The organism is Burkholderia savannae (assembly GCF_001524445.2).
Lineage (GTDB): Bacteria > Pseudomonadota > Gammaproteobacteria > Burkholderiales > Burkholderiaceae > Burkholderia > Burkholderia savannae.
On the sequence record NZ_CP013418.1, the window covers coordinates 454,527 to 478,550 of the forward strand.

Annotated in this window: 18 protein-coding genes and 2 pseudogenes; 10 read left to right on the plus strand and 10 right to left on the minus strand. The window is 70.8% G+C overall.

What is annotated here, in order from left to right; all coding sequences use genetic code 11:
• The first annotated feature begins 97 nt into the window (after window positions 1-97).
• The 3 genes from WS78_RS22975 to WS78_RS22985 all read left to right on the plus strand — a co-directional run bounded on the left by WS78_RS22975 (window position 98) and on the right by WS78_RS22985 (window position 3,228).
• Window positions 98-1,114, plus strand: a complete 1,017-nt coding sequence (locus WS78_RS22975; protein WP_038753044.1) for a 1-aminocyclopropane-1-carboxylate deaminase — start codon at window positions 98-100, stop codon at window positions 1,112-1,114.
• Between the two features lie 35 nt (window positions 1,115-1,149).
• Entirely contained in the window at window positions 1,150-1,623 is a 474-nt protein-coding gene (locus tag WS78_RS22980) for a hypothetical protein (protein ID WP_059579137.1), read from the plus strand.
• Between the two features lie 621 nt (window positions 1,624-2,244).
• Entirely contained in the window at window positions 2,245-3,228 is a 984-nt protein-coding gene (locus WS78_RS22985; protein WP_059579081.1) for a hypothetical protein, read from the plus strand.
• 192 nt (window positions 3,229-3,420) lie between these two features.
• On the opposite strand, the gene WS78_RS22990 is transcribed toward WS78_RS22985, so the two are convergent.
• The 6 genes from WS78_RS22990 to WS78_RS23015 all read right to left on the minus strand — a co-directional run bounded on the left by WS78_RS22990 (window position 3,421) and on the right by WS78_RS23015 (window position 10,482).
• The gene (locus WS78_RS22990; RefSeq protein ID WP_059579077.1) at window positions 3,421-4,839 is read right to left on the minus strand and encodes a M20 family metallopeptidase; all 1,419 of its coding nucleotides are present in this window, start codon (window positions 4,837-4,839) and stop codon (window positions 3,421-3,423) included.
• Between the two features lie 23 nt (window positions 4,840-4,862).
• Window positions 4,863-5,867 (minus strand): ATP-binding cassette domain-containing protein, encoded by a 1,005-nt coding sequence (locus WS78_RS22995; RefSeq protein WP_059579073.1) that lies wholly within the window; start codon window positions 5,865-5,867, stop codon window positions 4,863-4,865.
• Window positions 5,864-6,853 carry an ABC transporter ATP-binding protein gene (locus WS78_RS23000; protein ID WP_038749535.1) on the minus strand — a complete coding sequence of 330 codons (990 nt, stop codon included), beginning with the start codon at window positions 6,851-6,853 and terminating at the stop codon, window positions 5,864-5,866. The genes WS78_RS22995 and WS78_RS23000 overlap by 4 nt, the downstream gene beginning before the upstream one ends.
• Before the next feature lie 25 nt (window positions 6,854-6,878).
• Window positions 6,879-7,787, minus strand: a complete 909-nt coding sequence (locus WS78_RS23005) for an ABC transporter permease (protein ID WP_059579069.1) — start codon at window positions 7,785-7,787, stop codon at window positions 6,879-6,881.
• A 24-nt stretch (window positions 7,788-7,811) separates the two neighbouring features.
• Window positions 7,812-8,729: an ABC transporter permease gene (locus WS78_RS23010; RefSeq protein ID WP_059579065.1), complete on the minus strand. Its 918-nt coding sequence runs from the start codon at window positions 8,727-8,729 to the stop codon at window positions 7,812-7,814.
• 190 nt (window positions 8,730-8,919) lie between these two features.
• Window positions 8,920-10,482: an ABC transporter substrate-binding protein gene (locus tag WS78_RS23015; RefSeq protein ID WP_059579060.1), complete on the minus strand. Its 1,563-nt coding sequence runs from the start codon at window positions 10,480-10,482 to the stop codon at window positions 8,920-8,922.
• A gap of 171 nt (window positions 10,483-10,653) precedes the next feature.
• Between WS78_RS23015 and WS78_RS23020 the strand changes: the two genes are divergently transcribed.
• Both WS78_RS23020 and WS78_RS23025 read left to right on the plus strand, forming a co-directional pair.
• Complete coding sequence (locus WS78_RS23020; RefSeq protein ID WP_059579055.1) at window positions 10,654-11,601, plus strand: LysR family transcriptional regulator; 948 nt, start codon at window positions 10,654-10,656, stop codon at window positions 11,599-11,601.
• A gap of 188 nt (window positions 11,602-11,789) precedes the next feature.
• Window positions 11,790-12,143, plus strand: coding sequence for a hypothetical protein (locus tag WS78_RS23025; protein ID WP_038749525.1), 354 nt, complete (start codon window positions 11,790-11,792; stop codon window positions 12,141-12,143).
• Between the two features lie 242 nt (window positions 12,144-12,385).
• Here the strand turns inward: WS78_RS23025 and WS78_RS23030 are convergent, their stop codons facing one another.
• The 3 genes from WS78_RS23030 to WS78_RS23040 form a co-directional block, all read right to left on the minus strand.
• Complete coding sequence (locus WS78_RS23030; RefSeq protein ID WP_059579053.1) at window positions 12,386-13,027, minus strand: VC0807 family protein; 642 nt, start codon at window positions 13,025-13,027, stop codon at window positions 12,386-12,388.
• Between the two features lie 247 nt (window positions 13,028-13,274).
• A complete protein-coding gene (locus WS78_RS23035; RefSeq protein ID WP_059579050.1) occupies window positions 13,275-14,666 on the minus strand; it encodes an alkaline phosphatase family protein in 1,392 nt (463 codons plus the stop codon).
• A 526-nt stretch (window positions 14,667-15,192) separates the two neighbouring features.
• Complete coding sequence (locus WS78_RS23040) at window positions 15,193-15,531, minus strand: hypothetical protein (protein WP_038749518.1); 339 nt, start codon at window positions 15,529-15,531, stop codon at window positions 15,193-15,195.
• 179 nt (window positions 15,532-15,710) lie between these two features.
• Here WS78_RS23040 and WS78_RS23045 point away from each other — a divergent pair, with 179 nt between their 5' ends.
• Window positions 15,711-16,919: a serine hydrolase domain-containing protein gene (locus WS78_RS23045; protein WP_059579047.1), complete on the plus strand. Its 1,209-nt coding sequence runs from the start codon at window positions 15,711-15,713 to the stop codon at window positions 16,917-16,919.
• A gap of 475 nt (window positions 16,920-17,394) precedes the next feature.
• On the opposite strand, the gene WS78_RS23050 is transcribed toward WS78_RS23045, so the two are convergent.
• Window positions 17,395-19,428, minus strand: a complete 2,034-nt coding sequence (locus tag WS78_RS23050; protein WP_038749513.1) for a BCCT family transporter — start codon at window positions 19,426-19,428, stop codon at window positions 17,395-17,397.
• 334 nt (window positions 19,429-19,762) lie between these two features.
• On the opposite strand from WS78_RS23050, the gene WS78_RS23055 reads away from it, so the two are divergent.
• From WS78_RS23055 to WS78_RS38550, 4 genes and pseudogenes are all read left to right on the plus strand, one after another.
• On the plus strand, window positions 19,763-20,713 hold the full coding sequence (locus tag WS78_RS23055) for a MurR/RpiR family transcriptional regulator (RefSeq protein ID WP_038749510.1): 951 nt from the start codon (window positions 19,763-19,765) through the stop codon (window positions 20,711-20,713).
• Window positions 20,710-21,744: an isoaspartyl peptidase/L-asparaginase family protein gene (locus WS78_RS23060; protein ID WP_059579132.1), complete on the plus strand. Its 1,035-nt coding sequence runs from the start codon at window positions 20,710-20,712 to the stop codon at window positions 21,742-21,744. The genes WS78_RS23055 and WS78_RS23060 overlap by 4 nt, the downstream gene beginning before the upstream one ends.
• Before the next feature lie 35 nt (window positions 21,745-21,779).
• Window positions 21,780-22,817, plus strand: a pseudogene (locus tag WS78_RS38545) (ABC transporter ATP-binding protein); the annotation flags it as partial.
• 105 nt (window positions 22,818-22,922) lie between these two features.
• Window positions 22,923-23,957 (plus strand): annotated as a pseudogene (locus WS78_RS38550) (ABC transporter ATP-binding protein); the annotation flags it as partial.
• Window positions 23,958-24,024 lie beyond the last annotated feature (67 nt).

Below are 24,024 nucleotides of genomic sequence, written 5' to 3' on the forward strand. Positions count from 1 at the left end.
TTCTTAACATGGGACGTCGCGGCGAATCGCGATCGGGCTGCGCGGCGCGCGGTTCGATGCGTTCGCGCGCCCGAATCTTCGATGACAGGAGCGATCGATGAATCTTCAGAAATTCCCGCGTTATCCGCTGACCTTCGGCCCGACGCCGATCCAGCCGCTCAAGCGCCTCACCGCGCATCTGGGCGGCAAGGTCGAGCTGTACGCGAAGCGCGACGACTGCAACAGCGGCCTCGCGTTCGGCGGCAACAAGACGCGCAAGCTCGAATACCTGATTCCCGACGCGCTCGCGCAAGGCTGCGACACGCTCGTGTCGATCGGCGGCATCCAGTCGAACCAGACGCGCCAGGTCGCGGCGGTCGCCGCGCATCTCGGCATGAAGTGCGTGCTCGTGCAGGAGAACTGGGTCAACTATCACGACGCCGTCTACGATCGCGTCGGCAACATCCAGATGTCGCGCATGATGGGCGCCGACGTGCGCCTCGTGCCGGACGGCTTCGACATCGGCTTTCGCAAGAGCTGGGAGGACGCGCTCGCCGACGTGCGCGCGCAAGGCGGCAAGCCGTACGCGATTCCGGCCGGCTGCTCCGATCATCCGTTGGGCGGCCTCGGCTTCGTCGGTTTCGCCGAGGAGGTGCGCGCGCAGGAAGCCGAGCTCGGCTTCAAGTTCGACTACGTCGTCGTGTGCTCGGTGACGGGCAGCACGCAGGCGGGGATGGTCGTCGGCTTCGCGGCCGACGGGCGCGCGGACCGCGTGATCGGCGTCGACGCGTCGGCCAAGCCCGTGCAGACGCGCGAGCAGATCCTCAGGATCGCGAAGAACACCGCCGATCGCGTCGAGCTCGGCCGCGACATCACGAGCGACGACGTCGTGCTCGACGAGCGCTTCGGCGGCCCGGAATACGGGCTGCCGAACGAAGGCACGCTCGAGGCGATTCGCCTGTGCGCTAAGCTCGAAGGCATGCTCACCGACCCCGTCTACGAAGGCAAATCGATGCACGGGATGATCGAGAAGGTGCGGCTCGGCGAATTCCCGGCCGGCTCGAAAGTGCTGTACGCGCATCTCGGCGGCGTGCCCGCGCTGAACGCGTACAGCTTCCTGTTTCGCGACGGTTGACCCGGCGCGTCGGGCCGCCGCGCGTGTTCGCGCCGATGAGCGGGGCGAGGCGTTCGTGCGACGAAACGGCGGCGGCGCGCTGGTGGCAGCCGCCGTCGTCGCCGACGCTCGTGTGCGTCGTCGGCGACGACACGCTGCCCGCCGCGTGCTGCGGCGCGCTCGCGAAGCGGCTCGCCGGCATGCCGCAGATCGCGCTGCTCGGCTGCGCCGAACCGGCGCGGCTGCATGCGTCGTGGGTCGATGCGCGGTCGAGCGCGGCGGCGCGGCCGCCCGCCGAAATCGCGCCGCTCGAGCGCGCGCTCGGCCGGTTGTCGCGCGACGCTCGGCTACTGTTGTGGTCGCAGCAGCCCGCGACGCTCGACTGGATCGGCGGCGTGCACGGCCATCGGACGTTCGTCGTGCGCCATTGTCCGCTGACGTGCGACGAGATCGAGCTGCAACGCGCGGTCGACGCGGCGCTCGCGCTGCTGAGGGCCGCGATGCGGTCGCGGATCGACGCGGAATATTGACCCGGTCAGCGAGTGCGGCGTGTCGGGCGGAATTCGGGCGGCGTCGGCGATGTCGGTTGTGTCGGTCATGTCGGCATGCGTTTGCCGGCGTGGTTGCCGATCATCGGCGAAAGCCCGTCGTGCCGGGCATGCGGTGATTGGGGCGGCGGAATCGGCATCGGTCATCCGGCGGCGTTCGCCGCTCACCGCTCACCGCTCACCGCTCACCACTCATTGCTCATTGCTCATTGCAAGCTGCTCACCGCTAGCCGAGCGCCGCTCACTACTCGCCGTTCGGCGGCTCGACGAGCCCGCGGCGGCGATCCGCACCCGGTGCGCCGGATCGACCGCCTGGGTCGAATGTCGAGATGGTGCGTCGCGGCCGCGACGCAAACTCCAGTAAAGATCGCAATAAAGATCCCCGCAAAGCTCCCAGCAAAAGCCCGCGATGAAACCGAAATCGCGCGTGCAACAGCGCGGCGCGTCGCGCCGGCAGCCTGAGCGAACCGGCGAGCGTCCGCCGCGCTCGCGCGCCGCATGGCCGGTTCGCTTCGCGACGCGCGACGTTCGTTCGCGTCGCGGCCGTCGCGGGCCGCATCGTTTCCCTACATTCGTCGTATTCCGGCAACCTTGGAGAACGCCATGGGCATACAAAAGGTTCAGCAAGGCGCGACTGCGCTCAATGTCTCTTCCGAATCGTCTTCCGGGCAGCACGCAACCGGGCAAACACAGGCGCGGCAATCGTCGCAGCGCGGCGCCGGGGCCGCGCTCGGCGGCCTGAAGGATCTTCAGAACCTGACGCGCGGCGATCTGATCATGGAGCACGGCAACATGCACGCGGTGATGTACGCGGCGGGCGACAAGCCGCTCGTCCACTCGACGAACGGGCGCTTCTTCGGCGTCCTTCAGCAAGGCCCGGATTACCTGACGAAGAAGTTCGGCAACGAGACGCCCAAGAAGCTGCCGGTGTACCGGATGAAGAACGCCGAATCGCCCATTCCCGAGGAAGCGGCGCGCATCGGCGAGCAATGGGCGCTGCGCTCGCGCGAGTCCAACCCGACGAAGACCAAGACTCCATTCGGTGAGGAGCGCTTGAACGATGCAGACGAAGACAAGGCCGAGGAGTGGTCGCCCGAAGCGACGTTTCGCGCGGCGCGCGCCGCGCTCAGAAGCGCCGAAGGCATGCCGCTCAGCAAGAACCAGGGCGTCAGCTGCTCGCAGTTCGTCACGTACGCGTATCAGGCGGCGGCGCTGAAGAAAGGCGGGGATGCGTCCAACGGCGCGCCGGAACTGCTCGGCCACGTCAAGCAGGCCGGCGCGCATCAGCAAGGCGCGCTCAAGAGTGCGGCAAGCAAGGACGAGCGGCTGCAGCAGCAGACCGAACTGGTCCGAGACGCGCACGGGCGGGCGACCGAAGTCATGCCGCATACGCTGCAGGTCAACGCGAAACACATGACGGCGGACGTTCTCTCGTCGCAATTGCGCAAGCCGGGCGGCGATTTCGAGCTCGCGGGGTATGCGGTGCCTTACGAGAACGGCGACGAATCCGGCGTCAAGCTGTTGCCGAAGGACGATCCCCGCGCGAAGCAGAAAATCTCGGAGATCGGCAAAGCCGGCGACGCATGAGCGCGTTCGCGCCCGCTTCCGGCACGCCGCGCGCGGGCCGCGGCCGCGACGCCGGCGGTCCGCCGCTCGCGGCCGACGAAACCGCGGAACGCGCGATCAGCGCGGCGACCGTGCAAACGTGCAAACGGGCAGCCGGGCTCCGGCCGATCCCGTCAAATCCCGCTCGGCGCGGCCGCGCGCCTGCCGGCCGCCTCAGGCCGCTCGCGCGCGCCTCGCGTCGCGCACCGCCTGTCCCTCTTCGGCGAGATCCCAGAACAGCCCCGCCATGATCTGCAGCGATTGCCGCGCGACGCTGCCGAGCAGGTGCTCGTTCGGCGCGTGCTGCGAGCACGCCGCGTACGAATGCGGAATCCACAGCGTCGGCAGCCCGAGCAGCTCGGCGAACACGTCGTTCGGCAGCGAGCCGCCGAGATTCGGCAACAGCGCGGGCGCGTCGCCCGTCGTCGCTTCGATCGACGCGAGGCTCCAGCGCACCCACGGATCGTCCGGGTCGAGCCGCGTCGCCTCCATCCGCGTGCCGCGCTCGGCGATCTCGATGTCGGAGAAGCCGTGCGCGTCGAGATGCGCGCGCAGCCGGTTCAGCAGATTCGGCCCGTCGCTGCCCACGACGTAGCGCAACTGGCAATGCGCGTGCGCATGCCCGGGGATCGCGTTGACGGGTGCATCCGGATTGCCGGTCCTGAACGCGAGAATTTCCAGCGCGTTCCAAGCGAGCACCCGCTCGATCGGCGTGAGGCCCGGCTCGCCCCAGTCGCGATCGACTTGCGGATCGTTCGGGCCGCCGCCGACATCGAGCGCACGCAGCGCGTCGCGCACCGGCTGCGGCACGCCGCCCGGCCGCCAGCCGTCGACGAGTATCCGGCCGCGCGCGTCGACCATCGTCGCCAGCGCGTTCGCGAGCCGGATGCCGGGGCTGCGCAACAGGCCGCCCCAGTTGCCCGAATGATGGCCGCCGTCGCGCAGCCCGATCGACAGCGTGAAATTCAGGTTGCCGCGCGAGCCGAGGAACATCGTCGGCCGCGCCGCCGCGACGCGTGGCCCGTCCGACGCGATGAAGAGGTCGGCCGCGAGCGCGTCGCGATGCGCGGCGCAGATCTGCGCGAGCCCGGGCGAGCCGGTTTCCTCGCCCATCTCGATGATCGCCTTCACGTTGTAGCCGAGCCGGCCGCCGCGCGCGTCGATCACCTGCGCGAGCGCGGCGAGGTTGATCGTGTGCTGGCCCTTGTTGTCGGCGGTGCCGCGGCCGTACCAGCGGTCGCCGTCGACGACGATCCGCCACGGCTCGAGCCCCGCGCGCCACTGCGCGTCGTGGCCGGGCACGACGTCGCCGTGGCCGTACGTGAGGACGGTCAGCGCGCCGGGGGCCTCGATGCGCTCGGCGATCAGGAACGGGCTGCCGCCTTCGAGCGGGCTGTCGACGATCGTCGCCGTGAAGCCGAGCGCCGCGAGCGATGGCGCGATGTGATCGGTCAGGTACGCATAGAGCTGCGGCCGCGACGACGCGAGCTGGCTCTCGGTGCGCACGGCGACGCGCGCGTTCAGTTCGTGCAGGAAGCGGCCGTCGTCGAAGTACGACGCGGCCATGTCGATGGCTCGACTGCGACTCGTCATGTCTGTCTCTCCATGTTGAGGGTTCAGGCGGCGCGCTGCGCGCCGGCGGCCGGCGGATCGGGCAGGCCGAGGCCCGGCTCCGGCGTCAGCGCCGACGCGAGCAGCTTGCGTGTATACGGATGGCCCGGCTGCGCGAAGATCCGCCCGGCCGCGTCCTGCTCCACGATGCGGCCGCGCTCCATCACCGCCACGCGATCGGCGAGATGCTCGACGACGCCGAGGTCGTGGCTGATGAACAGGTAGCTCAAGCCGAGCTCGGCCTTCAGGTCGAGCAGCAGGTTCAGGATCTGCGCCTGCACGGACACGTCGAGCGCGGACGTCGGCTCGTCGCACACGAGGATGCCGGGGCGCAGGATCAGCGCGCGCGCGATCGCGACGCGCTGCCGCTGGCCGCCCGACAACTGGCCCGGATACTGGCCGTGCGTGCGCTGCGGCATCCCGACGAGGTCGAGCATCCGGCGCACTTCGGCGTCCTGCTCGTCGCGCGTGCCGCGCCGGTGCACGCGCAGCGGCAGCCCGACGATCTGCGCGACCGTCTTGCGCGGGTTCAGCGACGAATACGGGTCCTGGAAGATCGGCTGGATGCGCAGCGCGGTGCGCCGGGCGTCGCGCGGGTCGACCTGCCGGCCGTCGAGCAGCACGCTGCCCGAGGTGGGCGGCAGCAGGCCGAGCAGCATCTTCGCGAGCGTGCTCTTGCCGCAGCCGGATTCGCCGACGAGCGCGAGCGTCTCGCCGCGATGAAGGCGCAGCGACACGCCGTCGACCGCACGCAGCGGCGTCGGCGCGTGGAAGAGGCCGTGTTTCAGCATGAACGTGCGGGTGAGCGCGCACAGTTCGAGTGCGACGTCGGTGCCGGGCGAGGCAGCGTGGAGGTCGGCGTCGACGCCGGCACGGGGCGGCGCGGATGCAGCGGATGCAGCGGATGCAGCGGATGCAGCGGATGCAGCGGATGCAGCGGATGCAGCGGATGCAGCGGATGCAGCGGATGCAGCGGATGCATTGGACGCGGAAAGCGGAGCGGCGTTCATCGGCTGATTTCCTCGCAAGCGGATTCGACAAGCACGCAGCGCGCGCGATGGCCGCCGCCGGCGTCGACGAACGCCGGCGTCTGCGCGCACGCGTCGCGCGCGAGCGCGCAGCGGTTGCGGAACGCGCAGCCGTCGATGTTGCCGACGAGCGACGGCACGACGCCCGCAATCGCGTCGAGCCGCGAGCCGGGCCGCGTCTTGCCGCGCACCGGAATGCAGTTCAGCAGGCCGCGCGTGTACGGATGCGCGGGCCGCGCGAACAGCTGCGCGGCGCTCGCGGTTTCGACGACTTCGCCCGCGTACATCACCGCCACGCGATCGGCGATCCGCGACACCACGCCGAGATCGTGCGTGATGAACAGCACCGCGGTGCCGAACTCGCGCTGCAGCTCGCGCAGCATCCGCAGGATCTCGGCCTGGATCGTCACGTCGAGCGCGGTCGTCGGCTCGTCGGCGATGATGAGATCGGGCTCGCACATCAGCGCCATCGCGATCATCACGCGCTGCCGCAGCCCGCCCGACAGTTGATGCGGATACTGGCGCAGCCGCTCGGCCGCGTGCGCGACGCCCGCGCGTTCGAGCAGATGCACCGCGCGCTCGCGCGCCTGCGCGAGCGACGCGCCGCGATGCCGGCGCAGCGCCTCGCACAGCTGGTTGCCGAGCGTGTACGCGGGATTGAGCGAGGTCATCGGGTCCTGGAAGATCATCGCGATCCGGTTGCCGCGCAGCCCGTTCATCGCGCGGCGCTCGAGCGACAGCAGATCGATGCCGTCGAACGCGAGCCGATCCGCGCGGCGCTGCGCGTGCCGCGGCAGCAGATCCATCAGCGCGAGCGACGTCATCGATTTGCCGCAGCCGGATTCGCCGACCACGCACAGCAGCTCGCCGCGCTCGAGGCGCAGGTCGATGCCGCGCACCGCGTGCAGCACGCCGTTCGGGGTCGGCAGGTCGACCCGCAGATTGTCGACTTCGAGCAATGCAGCCATCGGGCTTCTCCTTGACGCCGGTCGGTCAGCGGCCTTCGGGCGAGCTCAGGTCGCGAACGCCGTCGCCGACGAGATTGATCGCGAGCACCGTGATCGCGAGCGCCGCGCCCGGAATCAGGATCACCCACGGCTGGAAGAACATGTACGCCTTGCCTTCGGCGATCATCAGCCCCCACGACGGCATCGGCGCGGGCACGCCGAGCCCGAGGAACGACAGCGTCGCCTCGAGCAGGATCGCGTGCGCCATCTCGAGCGTCGCGACGACGATCAGCGCGCCCGAGACGTTCGGCAGCAGCTCGCGCAGCAGGATGTAGGGCGTCGATGCGCCGACGGCCTTCGCGGCCGCGATGAATTCGGCGTCACGCAACTGCTGCGCGATCGAGCGCGACACGACCGCGAAGCGGTCCCACAGCAGCAGGCCGAGCAGCACGATCACGGTGGCGAGCGAGCCGCCGAGCAGCGAGGACATCGCGAGCGCGACGAGCACGACGGGCATCGCGAGCCGCGTCGTGATCAGGTAGCTGATCGCCGCGTCGACGCGGCCGCCGAAGTAGCCGGCGAGCACGCCGAGCGTCGTGCCGATGACCCCGGACAGCGCGGCCGCCGCGACGCCGATCACGAGCGACACGCGCGCGCCGAAGAGCAGGCGGCTCAGGTAGTCGCGGCCGAGCTTGTCGGTGCCGAGCGGGTAGGCCCAGTTGCCGCGCGCGGCGTCCCACGCGGGCGGCAGCAGCCGGCGCGTCAGGTCCTGGCCGTACGGATCGTGCGGCGCGAGCCACGGCGCGAAGAGGGCGGCGAGCACGGCGAGCGCGACGAGCGCCGCGCCGATCGACAGGCCCCGATGGCCGAGCAGCCGGCGTGCCGCGCGCCGCCACGCGGGGCGGGCGGGCGCGTCGATGCGCAGGGCCGGGAGAGAGTGCGAGCGCAAGGGCATGGGCCGCTCCTGTCGGACGGGAAGCTATCGGGCGCGAATGCGCGGATCGAGCGCCGCGTTCGCGACGTCGGCGAGAAAGGTCAGCGCGACGTAGAACATCGCGATGATGAGGACGACGGCCTGCACCACGGGGAAATCGTTGCGCGCGATCGCATCCCACGCGAGCTGGCCGAGCCCTTGCAGCGAGAACACCGATTCGATGACGACCGAGCCGCCGAGCATGAAGCCGAGCTCGACCGCCGCGAGCGCGACCACCGGAATCAGCGCGTTGCGCAGCGCGTGCTTGAAGACGACGCGCGCCGGGCTCAGGCCCTTCGCGCGGGCAGTGCGGATGTAGTCGGCGCCGAGCACGTCGAGCATCCCGGCGCGCGTGAGCCGCATCATCGCGGGCGTCGCGTAGTAGCCGAGCGCGACGGCAGGCAGCACGAAGTGGCGCCAGTCGTCGTTGCCGGCCACGGGCAGCCACTTGAGCCCGACCGCGAACACGAGGATCAGCGTCAAGCCGAACCAGAAGCTCGGCATCGCCTGGCCGATCACCGCGACGAGGAGCGCCGCGCGATCGATCCAGGTGTCGCGGTACAGCGCGGCGACGACGCCGAGCGGAATCGCCACCGCCACGGCGAGCGCGAGCGCGACGCCGCCGAGCTTCAGCGTGATCGGCAGGCGCTCGGCGATCAGATCGGCGACCGACGACTGAAAGAAGTACGAGCGGCCGAAATCGAGGTGCGCCGCGCGCCACAGCCAGTCCGCGTACTGCGCGGCGACAGGCCGGTCGAGCCCGTACTGGATGCGCAGCGCGTCCACTTGCGCGGCGGTCGCCTCGGGGCCGGCGATCGCGGTCGCGAGGTCGCCGGACAGATGGAGCAGCGCGAAACTGACGATCGACACGGTGAGCGCGACGGCGATCGCGAGGCCCAGACGGCGGAACAGATAAGCTGACATTGCGCGAGGTACGGATCGGTTGGGTTCGGTTCGGTTCGGTGAAGGGCGCGGCCGGATGCGGCGGTCAAGTGTCGAACGAGCGTCGATCGGCGGCGGACGGTCGGGGCGCGGCGCGCGCCGGCCGGGCAGCGGCGAATCGGGCGCACGGGCCGATCCGGCTGCGCGGGCGATCGGCGCGGCGCGCGCCGGCCTACTTCCAGCTCGCTTCGTAGAAGCGCGGCAGCTCGTCCGGATAGGCGCTGAAGTTCAGCGCCGACGCGTACGCGTAGTTCGTCGAATACGAGAAGAGCGGCGCCCAGTACGCCTGCCCGCTGATCCGCGCGAGCGCCTTCGCGTAGTTCGTCTTGCGCACGGCCGGGTCGCTCGACGTGTCGGCGGCATCGAGCCATTTCTCGACGGTCGCGTCCTTCGCGCTGTCGTCGGGGCCGCCCTTGAAGTAGACGCTGACGAACGCGGACGCGTCGTTGACCGAGAACGAGCCCCAAGCCTGGAACGTGAGCGGCGTCTTGCCCGAGCGCTGCGCGGTGCGCAGCGCCGCGTACTGCAGGTAGTGCAGCCGCGCGTTGATGCCGACCTTGCGCAGATCGCCGATCAGCGCCTCCGCGTACTCGCGCTCGCGGTACGCGTACAGATCGGTGTCGAAGCCGTTCGGGTAGCCCGCCGCCTTCAGCAGCTCGCGCGCCTTCGCGGGGTCGTAGTCGTACTTGACGACGCCCGACGTATCGCAGCCGAACTGCGTGCGAAAGCACGGCGCATAGACGGGCTGGCTGCCGCCGCGCACGAGGCTCTTCGCGAGCGCGCCGCGGTTGATCGCGTAGTTGACCGCCTGCCGCACGCGCGCGTCCTTGAACGGCGAGTTCGGCGCGGACGCGCCCGCCGCGTCCATCGACAGATAGCCGATGCGCATCGTCTCGCCGCTTTGCACGGTGAGGTTCGGCATTGCCTTCAGCGAATCGGCCTGGTCGGCCGGCACGCGCCAGATCCAGTCGACGGCGCCCGTCATGAGCTGCGCGGAGCGCGTCTCCGGATCGGGGATCACGACGAACTTGATCGTGCCGATCCTCGGCTGGCCGAGCGGGCTGTCCTTGAAATAGTTCGGGTTCTTGACCATCGTCACGCCGACGCCCGGCGTCACCGCCACGATCCTGTACGGCCCGGTGCCGACGGGCGCCTTGCCGAACCCCTGCAGCCCGACCTTCTTGAAGTACGCGGCCGGATAGATCGGCGTGGGGCCGGACAGGTATTCGAGCGCCGCCGGGAATGGCGCCTTGAGCCGGATGCGAACCTGGTAGTCGCCCGTCTTCTCGGCGCTCTGAATCCAGTCGGTGTTCTGCCGCGTGACGACCTTCGAATCCGGCGCGACGACGTAGTTGAACGTGAACGCGACGTCGTCGGCCGTGAGCTTGTCGCCGTTGTGGAAGGTCACGTCGCGGCGCAGGTCGACGACGAGCGACGTCGGCGATTCCCACTTCCACGCCGTCGCGAGCTGCGGCTTGTACGCGCCCGTCTTCGGATCGCGGTAGATCAGCGTGTCCCACGCCATGTGCGCGATGATCACGCCTTCGCGCAGGTTGTTGTGATACGGCGAGATGTTCTCCGGCTCGCTGTCGGACGCGTAGACGAGCGTGTCGTTCGTCTTGCCGGCGTGCGCGGCGGGCGGCAGCGACAGCATCAGCGCGAACGCGAGCATCGGCGCGAGCGCCGCGCGGGCGGAAAAGCGGAGGGCGGGGCGAACGGCGAACCGACGATTCATCGCAAGGCTCCTGGAAATCCGGGACGGGGCGGCCGGGCGGGGCCGCGGCGGGCATGGGGGCCACGCTCAGGAGCCAAGCGTAAACAGCGAATTTTGTTGCGACTATTATCGAAAAAATAAGTCTGCGTTGCCGAAACGGCATCGCGGCGCCGGCGATCGCGAGGAGGCGCAATGAAGCACCATCAACTGCAGGACACCGCATTGCGCTACTTCCTCGAAGTCGTGCGCGCGGGATCGATCAGCGAGGCGTCCGCGCGGCTGAACGTCGCCGGCTCGGCGATCAGCCGCCAGATCGCGCATCTCGAGCAGGTGCTCGGCACGCCGCTGTTCGAGCGCCGCTCGCGCGGGATGGTCGCGAGCGCGGCGGGCGAGATGCTCGCCGCGTATGCGTTTCGCACCGAGCTCGAGGCCGACCGGCTCGTGCAGGACATCGACGCGTTGCAGGGGCTGCGGCGCGGCCAGGTGCGCGTCGCGATGTCGGAGGGCTTCGCGATCGAGTTCGTGCCGCACGCGATCGCCGATTTCCGCCGCACGTATCCCGGCATCGTGTTCCAGGCGGCCGTGTGCGCGCCCGCCGACGTCACGCGCCGCGTGAAGAAGGGCGAGGCGGACGTCGGCGTGACGTTCAGCCGCACGCCCGAGAGCGACATCAAGGTCGAGCACCGGCAGAGCGCGCCGGTGATGGCGGTGATGCGCGGCGATCATCCGCTTGCGCGCCTCGAGCGGGTGTCGGTGCTGCAGATGAGCGCATATCCGCTCGCGCTGCCCGATCCGAGCACGACGATCCGGCAGCTGTTCGACGTCGTGTCGAGCCGCCAGAACCTGACGATCGAGCCGGTGATGGTCAGCAACAACATCGTCGCGCTGCACAACTTCGCGATCGCGTGCGATGCGATCTCGATCTCCGGCGAGGTCACGGTGCGCTCGCGGCAGGCGCGCGGCGAGCTCGCGGTGCGGCCGATCGCCGATCGCGGGATGGACGCGCGCGCGGTGGAATTGCAGACGCTCGTCGGGCGCACGCTGCCGAAGGTCGTGCAGCTCTTTCTCGAATTCCTGCGCGCGCGGCTCGCGAGCGACGGCAGCGGCAGCGGCGGCGGCGGCGACGCGACGTTTCATTGATGCAACGGAATGGGCGGTTGCGCGGCGCGGCGCGCAACGCGGGCGTCACGTGACATGTTCCGTAACGTCGGCGCCGCGTGCGCCGGGCCGCGCCGCCGCGGCCTTGAGGCGACGGCGTTCGCCGCGCGCGTGGCGGCTGGCACTCTTATTGCTCCTGACTGGGAAAGAACCGATTCAGGGAGCTTCACATGGGATTCGTCGGGGTCGAGCGCCGGCGCGTGCGCGTCGCAGAGCCGAATGAGATCGACGGCGAGACGCTGATCGCCGAGGTGGCGTCCGAGCCGCTCGCCGCGCACGGCGGCGCGCCGTCCGACGGAACGCCGCCGCTCACGCTGTACGGCGCATATCAGCAAGGCTTCGCCGACTATCTCGGCGGGCGCGCCAATCCGTATCGGATCGGCAGCCGCCTCGCCGGCATCTGGCACGAAGGGCACGCGGAGGCCGCGTCGAACGACGCGCTCGATTTCGCGGCGCGCGCGCGAGCGTGCTGGGGCGCGCGTGCGGCGGCGAGCCCGATCGCGTTCTTTCGCCGGCGCGGCTAGCGGGCTGCCGAAAGACGGGGGCGCGAGGGGCTCGCACGAAGTTTGGGGGGGGCGCCCCGTCGCCGAAGCCGGGCCCGAAGCCGCACGAGCGGTTTGTCGCGCATGCGGAGAGGGCGACGATTTTCTCCGGCATCCCGCCCGCAGAATCCCGGCAGCGTGCCGGGGCCCGTTCACGCCGATTTCGCGCGAACGGCGGGCTGGCGCGGGCCGCCGGGCGGGTCGAGCGCGAGCGGCTTCGCCGCTCAGCCGAGCGCGCCGCCGCGTGGCAAGCCGGCGAGCGCATGCGTGCGCATCACCTTCCGATACCACAGCGTCCACATCATCAGCGCACCGTAGATCGCGTAGCCGACGAACGGCGCGACCACGAGCACGCGCTCGACCGGCCAGTTCCAGATCATCCACGCGCGCAGCAGATTCTCGGCGACGAGCCCGGCTCCCCAGACGAGCGTCATCAGCCGCATCGCCGACACGAACGCCGGCCGCTCGACCCACAGCGCGTCGATTCGCGCGGCGCCGTCGTGCGCCTCGCGCGCGACCGTCGCCCGCGCGAGATGGAACACGAGCGGCTTGGGCAGCGCGAGCGAGCCGAGGAACGCGACGCCGATCGCGCCGGACGCGAGCGATTCGCGCATCAGCAGCATGCGCGGGCTGCCGCCCGCGAGCGCGGCGGCGATCGACAGCACGATGCCGAACAGCACGACCGCGGACAGCGCGTCGATGCGCCGGAAGCGCGCGAGTTCGATCGCGCTCCAGACGAGCGGCGGCACGGCCGACGCGATCAGGCCGCCCGTCTCGCCCCAGTGCGGCACCGCCGCACGATAGGCGGCCCAGGGGAGCAGCAGGTTCACCGTCAGTTCGGCGACGAGACCGGGGCGTATCTTCATGGCGGCGACGGATTCCGTTGGGTTGGCCGGGGCGCGATCGGCGCGGACCGGGGAGCGGGCGCGGGCGCGCGGCCGGCCGTTCGATTCGCTTCAGGCACTGCGCTTCAGGCACCTCGCTTCGAGCACCTCGCTTCAAGCACCTATCATGCCGGATTTCGCGAGCGTCGAGCGAAACGCGCGCGCAGGGCAAGCGGGCGAAGCGCCGCGCGCGCCGTCCGAGGGGGCGCGGCGCTTCGCCCGCTTGCCGCTACGCGGGCTTGCCCTGCGCCCGGCGCTCGAAGAAGTCGAGCGCATGCTGGCGCGTCGTGATCGGCGCGACGCTCGCGGCCGGATCGTGCCCGTCGCGCCGCGACGTGCCCGTCACGAGGCTTTTCTGCAAATCGTTGAGCGGCGCGGTCGGCGGCGGATGGACGAAGTCGGTCGCCGGCGCGGCGATCGTCGGCAGATCGGTGCGCGGCGTGCTGCGCGTGAAAAGCTGCGCGAGCGTCGGCGCATTCGCGATCCGCGCGCTCTTCAGCATCCTGTCGGGCGGGATGCCGAGCCAGTCGCGCAGCGTCGCGAGGATCGACGTGTGGTCGTACGGGACGTTCGTCGGCGAGCGGAACACGGTGCCCGCCTCGATGTACGGCGACACGACGACGGCCGGCACCCGCACGCCGAAGCGATCGAAGTCGAACGTTTCGTCGCCGGGGGTGCTCGCCGCGTCGGGCGGCGTCGCGTTCGCGGGCGGCAGCACGTGATCGAAGCAGCCGCCGTGCTCGTCGTAGGTCACGACGAGCAGCGTGCGCGGCCAGCCGGGCGATGTGCTGAGCGCCGTCCAGATGCCGTGCAGGAATGCGTCGCCCGCGCTCACGTCGTGCGGCGGATGCTGGTCGTTCGGCTCGAACAGGAAGCTCGGCTCGATGAACGCGTACTGCGGGAGCGCGTCGTGCTTGCACGCGGCGACGAAATCCGGGAAGTGCCTGAAGCGATCGGCGTACTTGTCGTCCCACAGCGTCGGAAACATCGTGTGCGTGAGCGACGGCGTGACGAGCGTGTCGCTGTACACCGCCCAGCTCGCGCCGATCGACGACAGCGCGTCGAAGATCGTCGGCACGTTCCATTCGAGCGGATCGGGGATCTCGCCGTTGTTCACGCGCCCGTTCGACGTGCCCGCGTGCGCGAACGCGCGGTTTGGCCAGGTCTGGCTCGGCACCGACGCGAACCAGGCGTCGGACACCGCGTACGCGCGCGCGAGCGCCGTGAGCGTCGGCAACTGCGCGACGCTGTGGCATTGCATCACGTGGCCGGGATCGGTCGTCTGCGTCGTTTCGTAATTGACGACGAAGCCCTGCATCGGCGGCCACGGCGCTTGCGCGTCGCGCGGGCCGAGGATCTGGCTCGTCACGTTGACGAACGTCTCCTGCGGATCGGGAATCACGCTATTCGTTGCTTCGAGCGTGACGGCGATCGGCTTGCCGGACTTCGACGGATTCGACATGCCGGGCTTCAGGCCGTCGAACTGCGGCGAGCTGCGCGCGGGCAGCACGTGCGCGGGCTGCGTGCCGGGCGGGTAGAGCCAGCCGAGCATCGTGTCGAACGAGCGGTTCTCGAACATCACGACGACGACGTGCTCGACGTTTTCCAGGATCTTCGCCACGATCTTCTCCTTTTTATGCGCGGACGGCGTCGCTGGCCGTCGCGCGCCTTGCTTGACGAGCGCAACGGATGGATTAGGTATATCCGATATTTCGGGAAAAACAAGGCGGCGACGAAATCGTCGCCGGCGCGCAATTCCCGCTCCCGCTCGGCGCGGCCGAGCCGGCCGGCGCTGTCGCGACGCCGGCGCGGCGAACGATCCGATCGCCACGCGCGGCGGCGTTTTCGCGGCCGCGCAGGGCCGCGCGGCGATCCGCCCCGCGTCATGCACCGCAGAGCGCTCGGCGCTCGTGAGCGCCGAGCGGACGACGCATCTCAGCGGCGGCGCGGCCCGGCCGCACGAGACGATGCGCGCGGCGCGCGATGGCGCGGGCCTAGCAGGCTGTTGAAAACGACTTTGAGGGGTGCTTGCAGACGGTTTCGCGGGTCGTCCACCGCTTCCCGAAGTCGTGCGGGCGGCTTGTAGCGCGTTTTACGAGGTCGGAAATTGTCAGCCGTAGTCCTCGCGAGAGAATTTCAGCAGCCTGCTAGCGGTGTTCGCGCCGCAGCCGCGCGATCGCCTGCCACGCGCAGCCGGCCGTCGTGCCCGCGATGCCGAGCATGACGATGAGCACGCCGAGCCCGAAGCCGGGCGGCATCTCGCCGGAATCGGACGGAAACGGCTTCGCGAGCAGCGCGCACGCCGTGCCGCCCGCGATCAGCGCCGCGCACGCGAGCCAGTACCCGCGCCCGCGCGTTCGCGCGAACGCGCCGCGCAGCGACCAGCCGAGGCCGAACAGATACAGCAGCGCGAGCGCGCCGAGCCCGGTCCATTCGGCGAATGTCGTCGCGCCGGCTGCGGCGGCGAGCGTGGCGGGAGCGGTCATCGGAGCGGCACCTCTTCACCTCTACGGGGCGGGAAAATCGGAAAGACCGGCTATCTTAGCGAATCGCGCGGAGCGCGCGCGGGACGCGCGCCTTGCCCCTGTCCCGCGCGCGGCTACGCCAGCGGAATCATCGCAGCGTGTCTAGAATCGACGCTTTCCGACCGACGAGGAGCAGCACGATGAATTTGGAGTTCGTAGCCCCCGCATCCGCATCCGCGGCCGCCACAGCCGCGGTCACCGCAACGGACCCTGCCGCGCTTGCCGGGCGGCTCGACCGCGTGTTCGCGACGGCGCTCGCCGAGCGGCGCGTCGTCGGCGCGGTCGCGCTCGTCGCGCGCGATGGCGAAGTCGTCTATCGGCGCGCGCATGGGTTCGCGGAGCGAGAAACGCGGCAGCCGATGCGCGAGGACACGCTGTTTCGCCTGTCGTCGATCACCAAGCCGATTGTCACCGCCGCGGTGCTGCGCCTCGTCGCCGACGGCCGGATGGCGCTCGACGCGCCGATCACGCGCTGGCTGCCGGCGTTCGCGCCGAAGCTGCCCGACGGCCGCGCGCCCGCGCTGACCGTGCATCAATTGCTCGCGCACACGGCGGGGCTCAGCTACGGGCTGCTCGAAGAGCCCGGCTCGATCTATCACGCGCTCGGCATTTCCGACGGCATCGATCTCGTCGACTTCGATCTCGAGGAGAACCTGCGGCGCATCGCGGCCGCGCCGCTCGCGTTCGAGCCGGGCAGCGCATGGCGCTATTCGCTCGCGCTCGACGTGCTCGGCGCGGCGATCGAGCGCGCGACCGGGCTCGAGCTGCCCGACGCGGTCGCGCAGCTCGTCACGACGCCGCTCGGGATGCGCGACACGGGCTTCGTCGCGGCCGATCCCGCGCGCTTCGCGGTGGCGTACGCGAACGCCGCGCCGGAACCCGCGCGGATCACCGACAACCTCGACGTGCCGCTGCCCGACGGGCAAGGCGTCGCGGTGCGCTTCGCGCCGTCGCGGGCGTTCGACGCGTCGGCGTTTCCGTCGGGCGGCGCGGGCATGTACGGCAGCGCCGACGACGTGCTGCGCATGCTCGAGACGATCCGCACGGGCGGCGACGGCTTCCTGCCCGCCGCGCTCGTCGACGCGATGCGCACCGATCACACGGGGCCGGCCGCCGAGACGCGCGGCCCCGGCTGGGGCTTCGGCTACGGCGGCGCGGTGCTGTCCGATCCGGCGCTCGCGCAGTCGCCGCAAAGCGCGGGGACGCTGCAATGGGGCGGCGTCTACGGGCATTCCTGGTTCGTCGACGCGGCGCGCGGGCTTACCGTGCTGCTGATGACGAACACCGCGTATGAAGGGATGTCGGGGCCGTTGACGGTCGAGGTGCGCGACGCGGTTTACGGCGGGTGATTCGCGGCCCGCCTTTGCGGTGCGCGCGGCGCGAAGAAGGACGGCGCTTGGCCTCGCGGCGGCGGGCGCGGGCGGCGTCGGCGGTCCGGGCGGTCTGGAAGGTCCGTGCGGCGGCGGCTTGGGCCGCCGCACGGGGGCGAACGCATCGCGGCGACGCTGACGCACTCGCGCGCCGCGCCGAGTCGCGTCAAACGGAACCGAGCCGAGCGGGCCGACCCGAGCCGGGCCAAACCGGGCCAAACCGGGCCAAACCGGGCCAAACCGGGCCAAACCGAACCGGGCCGGGCCGAACTGAGCTGAACTGAGCTGAACTGAGCCGCCCCGAACCGAACCGAACCGAACCGAACCGAACCGAACCGAACCGATCCGCGCCGCCCGCTCGCTCGCCTGCGCCCGCCGCCGGAGCCGCCCGCGTCCGTCGGCGCCCGCGTCCGTCGGCGCACGCGCCGCGCGAGCCCTTCTCCGGCGACGCGGCTTACCGCGGCGGCTGGCCTTCCGGCCCCGCATGCTCGGGCGCGCGATTGAGCAGATGCGTGCGCGTGTCCGCCGCGAGCGACACGTAGCGCTCGTACTGCCGCAGCACGTCGGCGATGATCTCGTCGCCGCGCAGATACTCGATGTCGTAGCCGAGCCGCCCGTCCGCGAAGAACGTCAGCACCTCGTACACGTGCTCGCGCTGCGGCTCGGGCTCGGCCGCCTCGCGGATTCGGAACGCGGGCGCGGACTTGCGCGACACCCGCGCGCCGTACACGAAGTCGCGCTGCGCGGGCGCGGGCACCGTGAGGCGCACCGCATCGTCGTCGTCGCGCGCGACGTGCGCGTCGACGCCGCCCGCCTTCAATTCGTCCGCGACCTTGCGCAGCGCGGGCTCGACTGTCCGCTCAACGAACTGTCGCGCCTCGGCGTCGGTCGTCTGCCGCAGGATATGCGACAGGCGGTGCCGCCAGTGCTGGCCGGTCCAGAAGCTCGTCGCGGGCGCCATGTCCTGCGAGTAGTGCGCGTGGTCGGCCTTCAGGCCGCGCCAGAGCCCGTAGCAGAGCGCGAGCATCACGAGCGCGACGGGCAGCGCGGCGACGAGCGTGAGCGCCTGCAGCGCCTTCAGTCCGCCCGTGACGAGCAGCACCGAGGCCGTCACGCCGAGCACCGCCGCCCAGAAGAGCCGCTGCCACACGGGTGAATGCGCGGCGCCGCGCGTCGCGATCGCGTCGATCACGAATGCGCCCGAATCGGCCGACGTCACGAAGAACACCGCGATCAGCACGATCGCCGCGATCGACAGCAGCCGCGTGAGCGGCAGGTAGTCGAAGAAGCGGAACAGCAGCGCGTCGACGTTGGATGCGGTCTGCGCGAGCGCGCCCGCGGCCGCGTGCGTGTCGAGCCAGATCGCGCTGTTGCCGAACGCGGTCATCCAGACGAGGTTGAACGCGGTCGGCACGAGCAGCACGCCGATCACGAACTCGCGGATCGTGCGGCCGCGCGAGATGCGCGCGATGAACATCCCGACGAACGGCGACCACGACACCCACCACGCCCAGTAGAGCAGCGTCCAGCCGCCGAACCAGCCTTGCTCGTTCGGCGTCTCGTACGCGTACGTGCGAAACGACAGCGACACGAGCTTCGACAGATATTCGCCGAGGTTGTCGCCCATCGCGCGCAGCAGGAACGACGTCGGCCCCGCGACGACGACGAACGCGAGCAGCGCGAACGCGAGCATCAGGTTCAGCTCGGACAGCCGGCGCACGCCCTTGTCGAGCCCGCTCGCGGCGGAGAGCCCGGCGAGCGCGACGACGACCGCGACGAGGCCGACGCGGAACGCATCGCTGCCGGTGTCCCAGCCGGCGACCGTATGCAGGCCCGCGCTCAGCTGCAGCACGCCGTAGCCGAGCGTCACCGCGATCCCGGCGAGCGTGCCGACGAGCGCGAACGCGTCGACCGCGTGGCCGATCCAGCCGTTCACGCCGTCGCGCAGCACCGGATAAAGCCCCGAGCGCAGCGTGAGCGGCAGGTTGTAGCGAAAGCCGAAATACGCGAGCACGAGGCCCATCACGCCGTACGTCGCCCACGCGTGCAGGCCCCAGTGGAAGAACGACATCAGCATCGCCTCCCGCGCGGCGGCGGGCGTGCCGCCCGCGGCCGTCGGCGGCGACAGGTAATGCTGGATCGGCTCGCCGACGCCGAAGTACATGAGGCCGATGCCCATGCCGGCCGCGAACAGCATCGCGGTCCACGACACGAAGCTGAATTCGGGCTCGGCGTCGTCCGGGCCGAGCTTGATGTTGCCGAAGCGGCTCGCCGCGATCAGCACGAGGAAGATCAGGAAGGTCGTGATCGCGAGCACGTAGAACCAGTCGAAGCGCGTGACGATCCACTGCTGGCCGGCGCCGAAGAGCGCGCCGGCTTCGCTCGGCCGCAGCGCGCAGGCAGCGAGCAGCGCGCCGATCGCGGCGAGCGACGGCACGACGACTTGCGGCTTGAGCGTCGTGCGCGGCGTAGGTCGGGATGAGGGCATGAGCGGATCTCCGGAAAAAGGACGCGTCGCGGGGCGCGCGCCGCGGCGGCCGAGCCCGGCATGGGGACGATGTGGACGGCGCGGAGGCGGCGGCGCGCGCGAGGCGCGGGGTGGAGGGGCTGCAACGGCGAGGATGCAGGCCGAAACTGACGAATTGTAAGCTATTCGATGAAGTTGCCTGACAATGCGCGCGCGGATCGCGCCGCGCGCCCTGTGGCGCGGGCTGGCGGCGCTCGCCCGGAGGCAGTGCAAACCCCGATGAAAATTTATTTTTTCTCTTCTTCCTATTGTGTAAATTTACTTTCATCAATCAGCGCATCGTCCCGACCGCCGAATGTCCAGTTCCAGCCCGACCGTCACACCGCTCGACGCCGAACCGTCGATCGCCGCGCGCATCGCCGCCGCGCTGCCGTCGCTCACGCCGATCCATCGGCGCATGGGCGAGTACGTGCTCGCGAATCCGTTCCGCGCGGCGACGATGCGGATCGACGAGCTCGCGAACGCGGTCGACGCATCGATCGCCACCGCGAACCGCTTCGCGCGCGCGCTCGGCTTCGACGGCTATCCGGCGCTGCGCGCGGCGCTCGTGCGCGGCTTCGAGGCGACGCTCGCGCCCGTCGAGCGGCTGCGCTCCGCGCAGGAGCGCGAAGCGGGCGCGCGCGGCGGCGAGCTGATCGACGCGAGCTTCGAGCAGGCGCTCGCGAACCTCGATCGCACGCGCGGGCGGCTCGATCGCGCGAACGTCGAGGCGGCCGTCGATTCGCTGCTCGCCGCGCGCCGGATCTTCCTCGTCGGGATGGGCGCGAGCGCGTTTCTCGCCGGGCTGATGGAGCACGGGCTGTCCGTGTATCGCGACAACGTGCACTCGCTCGCGCTGCTCGGCGGCCCGACCGACGCCGCGCGGCGCCTGTTCAACGCGCGCGGCGACGATCTCGTCGTCGCGATCGCGTTTCCGCGCTACGTGCACGACACGATCGAGCTCGCGCGCCGCGCGGCCGAACGCGGCGCGCCGGTGCTCGCGATCACCGACGGGCCCGACTCGCCGATCGCGCCGTTCGCCACGCGCGCGCTCTTCGTGCACGCGGAGCGCCGGCTCGCGGCGACGTCCGAGGCCGCGGTGCTCGCGTTGCTCGAGGCGCTGATCGACGCGGTCGCGCATCGCTCGCAGCGCTCCGCGCGCGCGGCCGCCGAAGTGACCGAATTCATGCTGCCGTGGCTCGAGGCGCGGGGCGCGTGCGTCGCGCCGCCGCGCCCGCCGCGCCGTTCCAGGAAAACCGACCGATGACTTCACCCTCAACCGCAATCGTTGCGATTCACGGCGGCGCAGGCACGATCCTGCGTCAGGCAATGACAGCCGACGCCGAAGCGCAGTACCGCGCCGAGCTGAACGCGATCCTCGCCGCCGCGCAGAAGGTGCTCGCCGAGGGCGGCAGCGCGCTCGACGCGGTCAGCGTCGCCGTGCGGATGCTCGAGGATTGCCCGCTCTTCAACGCAGGGCGCGGGGCCGTCTACACGGCCGACGGCACGCACGAGCTCGACGCCGCGATCATGGACGGCGCGACGCTGAAAGCGGGCGCGATCTGCTGCGCGACGCGCGTGCGCAACCCGGTGCTCGCCGCGCGGCGCGTGCTCGAGGCGAGCGAGCACGTGATGTTCGCCGGCGCGGGCGCCGACGCGTTCGCGGCCGCGCAGGGGCTCGAGCTCGCGGAGCCGGGCTACTTCGACACCGAGTTCCGCCGCGCGCAGTGGTTGAAGGCGCGGCAGGCGGCGGGCGCGATGCTCGATCACGACGCGGCGACGGCGTTCGCGTCCGGCGACGGCAACGGTAACGGCAACGGTAACGGCAACGGCGCCGTCGCGTTCGCGCCGCAGCCGCTCGATCCGGACCGCAAGCACGGCACGGTCGGCGCGGTCGCGCGCGATCTGCACGGCCATCTCGCCGCGGCGACGTCGACGGGCGGGATCACGAACAAGCAGCCGGGGCGCGTCGGCGACACGCCGATCATCGGCGCGGGCTGCTACGCGAACGACGTGACGTGCGCGGTGTCGTCGACGGGCACGGGCGAGATGTTCATTCGCCTCGCGACCGCGTATGACGTGTCCGCGCAGATCGAATACCGCGGCGCGTCGCTCGCGTCGGCCGCGTACGACGTCGTGATGAACAAGCTGCCGCGGATCGCGGGGCGCGGCGGCGTCATCGCGATCGACGCGCGCGGCAACCTCGCGATGCCGTTCAACACCGAGGGGATGTACCGCGGCTACGCGCGCGTCGGCGAGGCGCCCGTGACCGCGATCTACCGCGAGGAGGCGGCGTGACGCCGCCAGCCGCGCAGACACAGGAGAGCCGGAAGATGAGCGCGAGCCGAACCGCCCCGAGCCTGCGCGAGCAGCGCGTGCTCGAAGTCGACGGGCTGTCCGTCACGTTCCGCCGCGAGGGCGCCGCGTTCGAGGCGGTGCGCGGGCTGTCGTTCCACGTCGATCGCGGCGAGACGCTCGCGATCGTCGGCGAATCGGGCTCCGGCAAATCGGTGACGTCGCTCGCGCTGATGCGCCTCGTCGAGCACGGCGGCGGCGCGATCACGGGCGGCGGGATCGCGCTGCGCCGGCGCAACGGCGCGACGCTCGATCTCGTGCGCGCGTCGCCGTCGGCGCTGCGCAGCGTGCGCGGCGCGGACGTGGCGATGATCTTCCAGGAGCCGATGACGTCGCTCAATCCGGTTTTCACGGTCGGCGACCAGATCAGCGAGGCGATCGCGCTGCACCAAAACAAGAACGCGGGCGAAGCGCGCGCGGAGGCGCTGCGCCTGCTCGATCTCGTGCGCATTCCCGAGGCGCGCCGCGTGTTCGCGCGCCATCCGCATCAGCTCTCGGGCGGGATGCGGCAGCGCGTGATGATCGCGATGGCGCTGTCGTGCCGGCCGGCGCTGCTGATCGCCGACGAGCCGACCACCGCGCTCGACGTGACGATCCAGGCGCAGATCCTTCAATTGATCCGCGGGCTGCAGGACGAGATGGACATGGGCGTGATCTTCATCACGCACGACATGGGCGTCGTCGCGGAAGTCGCCGATCGCGTGCTCGTCATGTATCGCGGCGAGAAGGTCGAGGAGGGCGCGTCCGATGCGATCTTCGCCGCGCCGTCGCATCCGTACACGAAGGCGCTGCTCGCGGCGGTGCCGCGGCTCGGCTCGATGCAGGGCACCGACGCGCCCGCGAAATTCCCGCTGCTGCGCTTCGATCCGGTCACGGGCGATGCGGTCGTCGTCGAGAACGGCGACGCCGCGCCCGCGTCGGGCGACGCGGCATCCGCATCCGCATCGGTTGGTTCGGTTGCCCCGGTTGCTTCGCTTGATTCTGCCGCATCGACCGCTACAACCGCTACAACCGCTACAACCGCTACAACCGCTACAACCGCTACAACCGCTACAACCGCTACAACCGCTACAACCGCTACAACCGCTACAACCGCATCAACCGCTACAACCGCATCAACCGCATCAACCGCATCGACCGCATCGACCACATCGACCGCCGCGCCGGCGGCGCACGCGCGCGCCGCCGGCGCTTTCGCGCAGCCCGCGATCGATCCGGCGTCGCCGCCGCTGCTGCGCGTGCGCGACCTCGTCACGCGCTTTCCGGTCAAGAGCGGCGCGTTCGGCCGCGTGTCGCAATACGTGCACGCGGTCGAGCGCGTGAGCTTCGAGCTGCGCGCGGGCGAGACGCTCGCGCTCGTCGGCGAATCCGGCTGCGGCAAGTCGACGACGGGCCGCTCGCTGCTGCGCCTCGTCGACAGCCTGAGCGGCTCGATCGAATTCGAGGGGCGCGAGATCGGCGCGCTGAAGGGCCGCGCGCTGCAGGCGCTGCGCCGCAACATCCAGTTCATCTTTCAGGACCCGTTCGCGTCGCTGAATCCGCGCCTGACAGTCGGCTTCTCGATCATGGAGCCGCTCCTCGTGCACGGCGTCGCGAGCGGCAAGGCGGCGCAGGCGCGCGTCGACTGGCTGCTCGAGCGCGTCGGCCTGCCCGCCGACGCCGCGCGCCGCTATCCGCACGAATTCTCCGGCGGCCAGCGCCAGCGGATCGCGATCGCGCGCGCGCTCGCGCTGAACCCGAAGGTCGTGATCGCCGACGAATCGGTGTCGGCGCTCGACGTATCGGTGCAGGCGCAGATCGTCAACCTGATGCTCGACCTGCAGCGCGAGCTCGGCGTCGCGTATCTGTTCATCTCGCACGACATGGCGGTCGTCGAGCGGATCAGCCATCGCGTCGCGGTGATGTACCTCGGGCAGATCGTCGAGATCGGCCCGCGCCGCGCGGTGTTCGAGACGCCGCGCCATCCATACACGAAGAAGCTGATGAGCGCGGTGCCGATCGCCGATCCCGCGCGCCGACACGCGCAGCGCACGCTGCCCGCCGACGAGCTGCCGAGCCCGATCCGCGCGATCGGCGACGAGCCCGTCGTCGCGCCGCTCGTCGCGGTCGGGCCGGACCACTTCGTCGCCGAGCATCGGGTCGGCGGCGCGTATTGAGGAGGCGCGGCGCAGCGCGGGCGCGAAATGGGCGAGCCGCGCGGCGCATGCATGGCGCGCGAGCGCC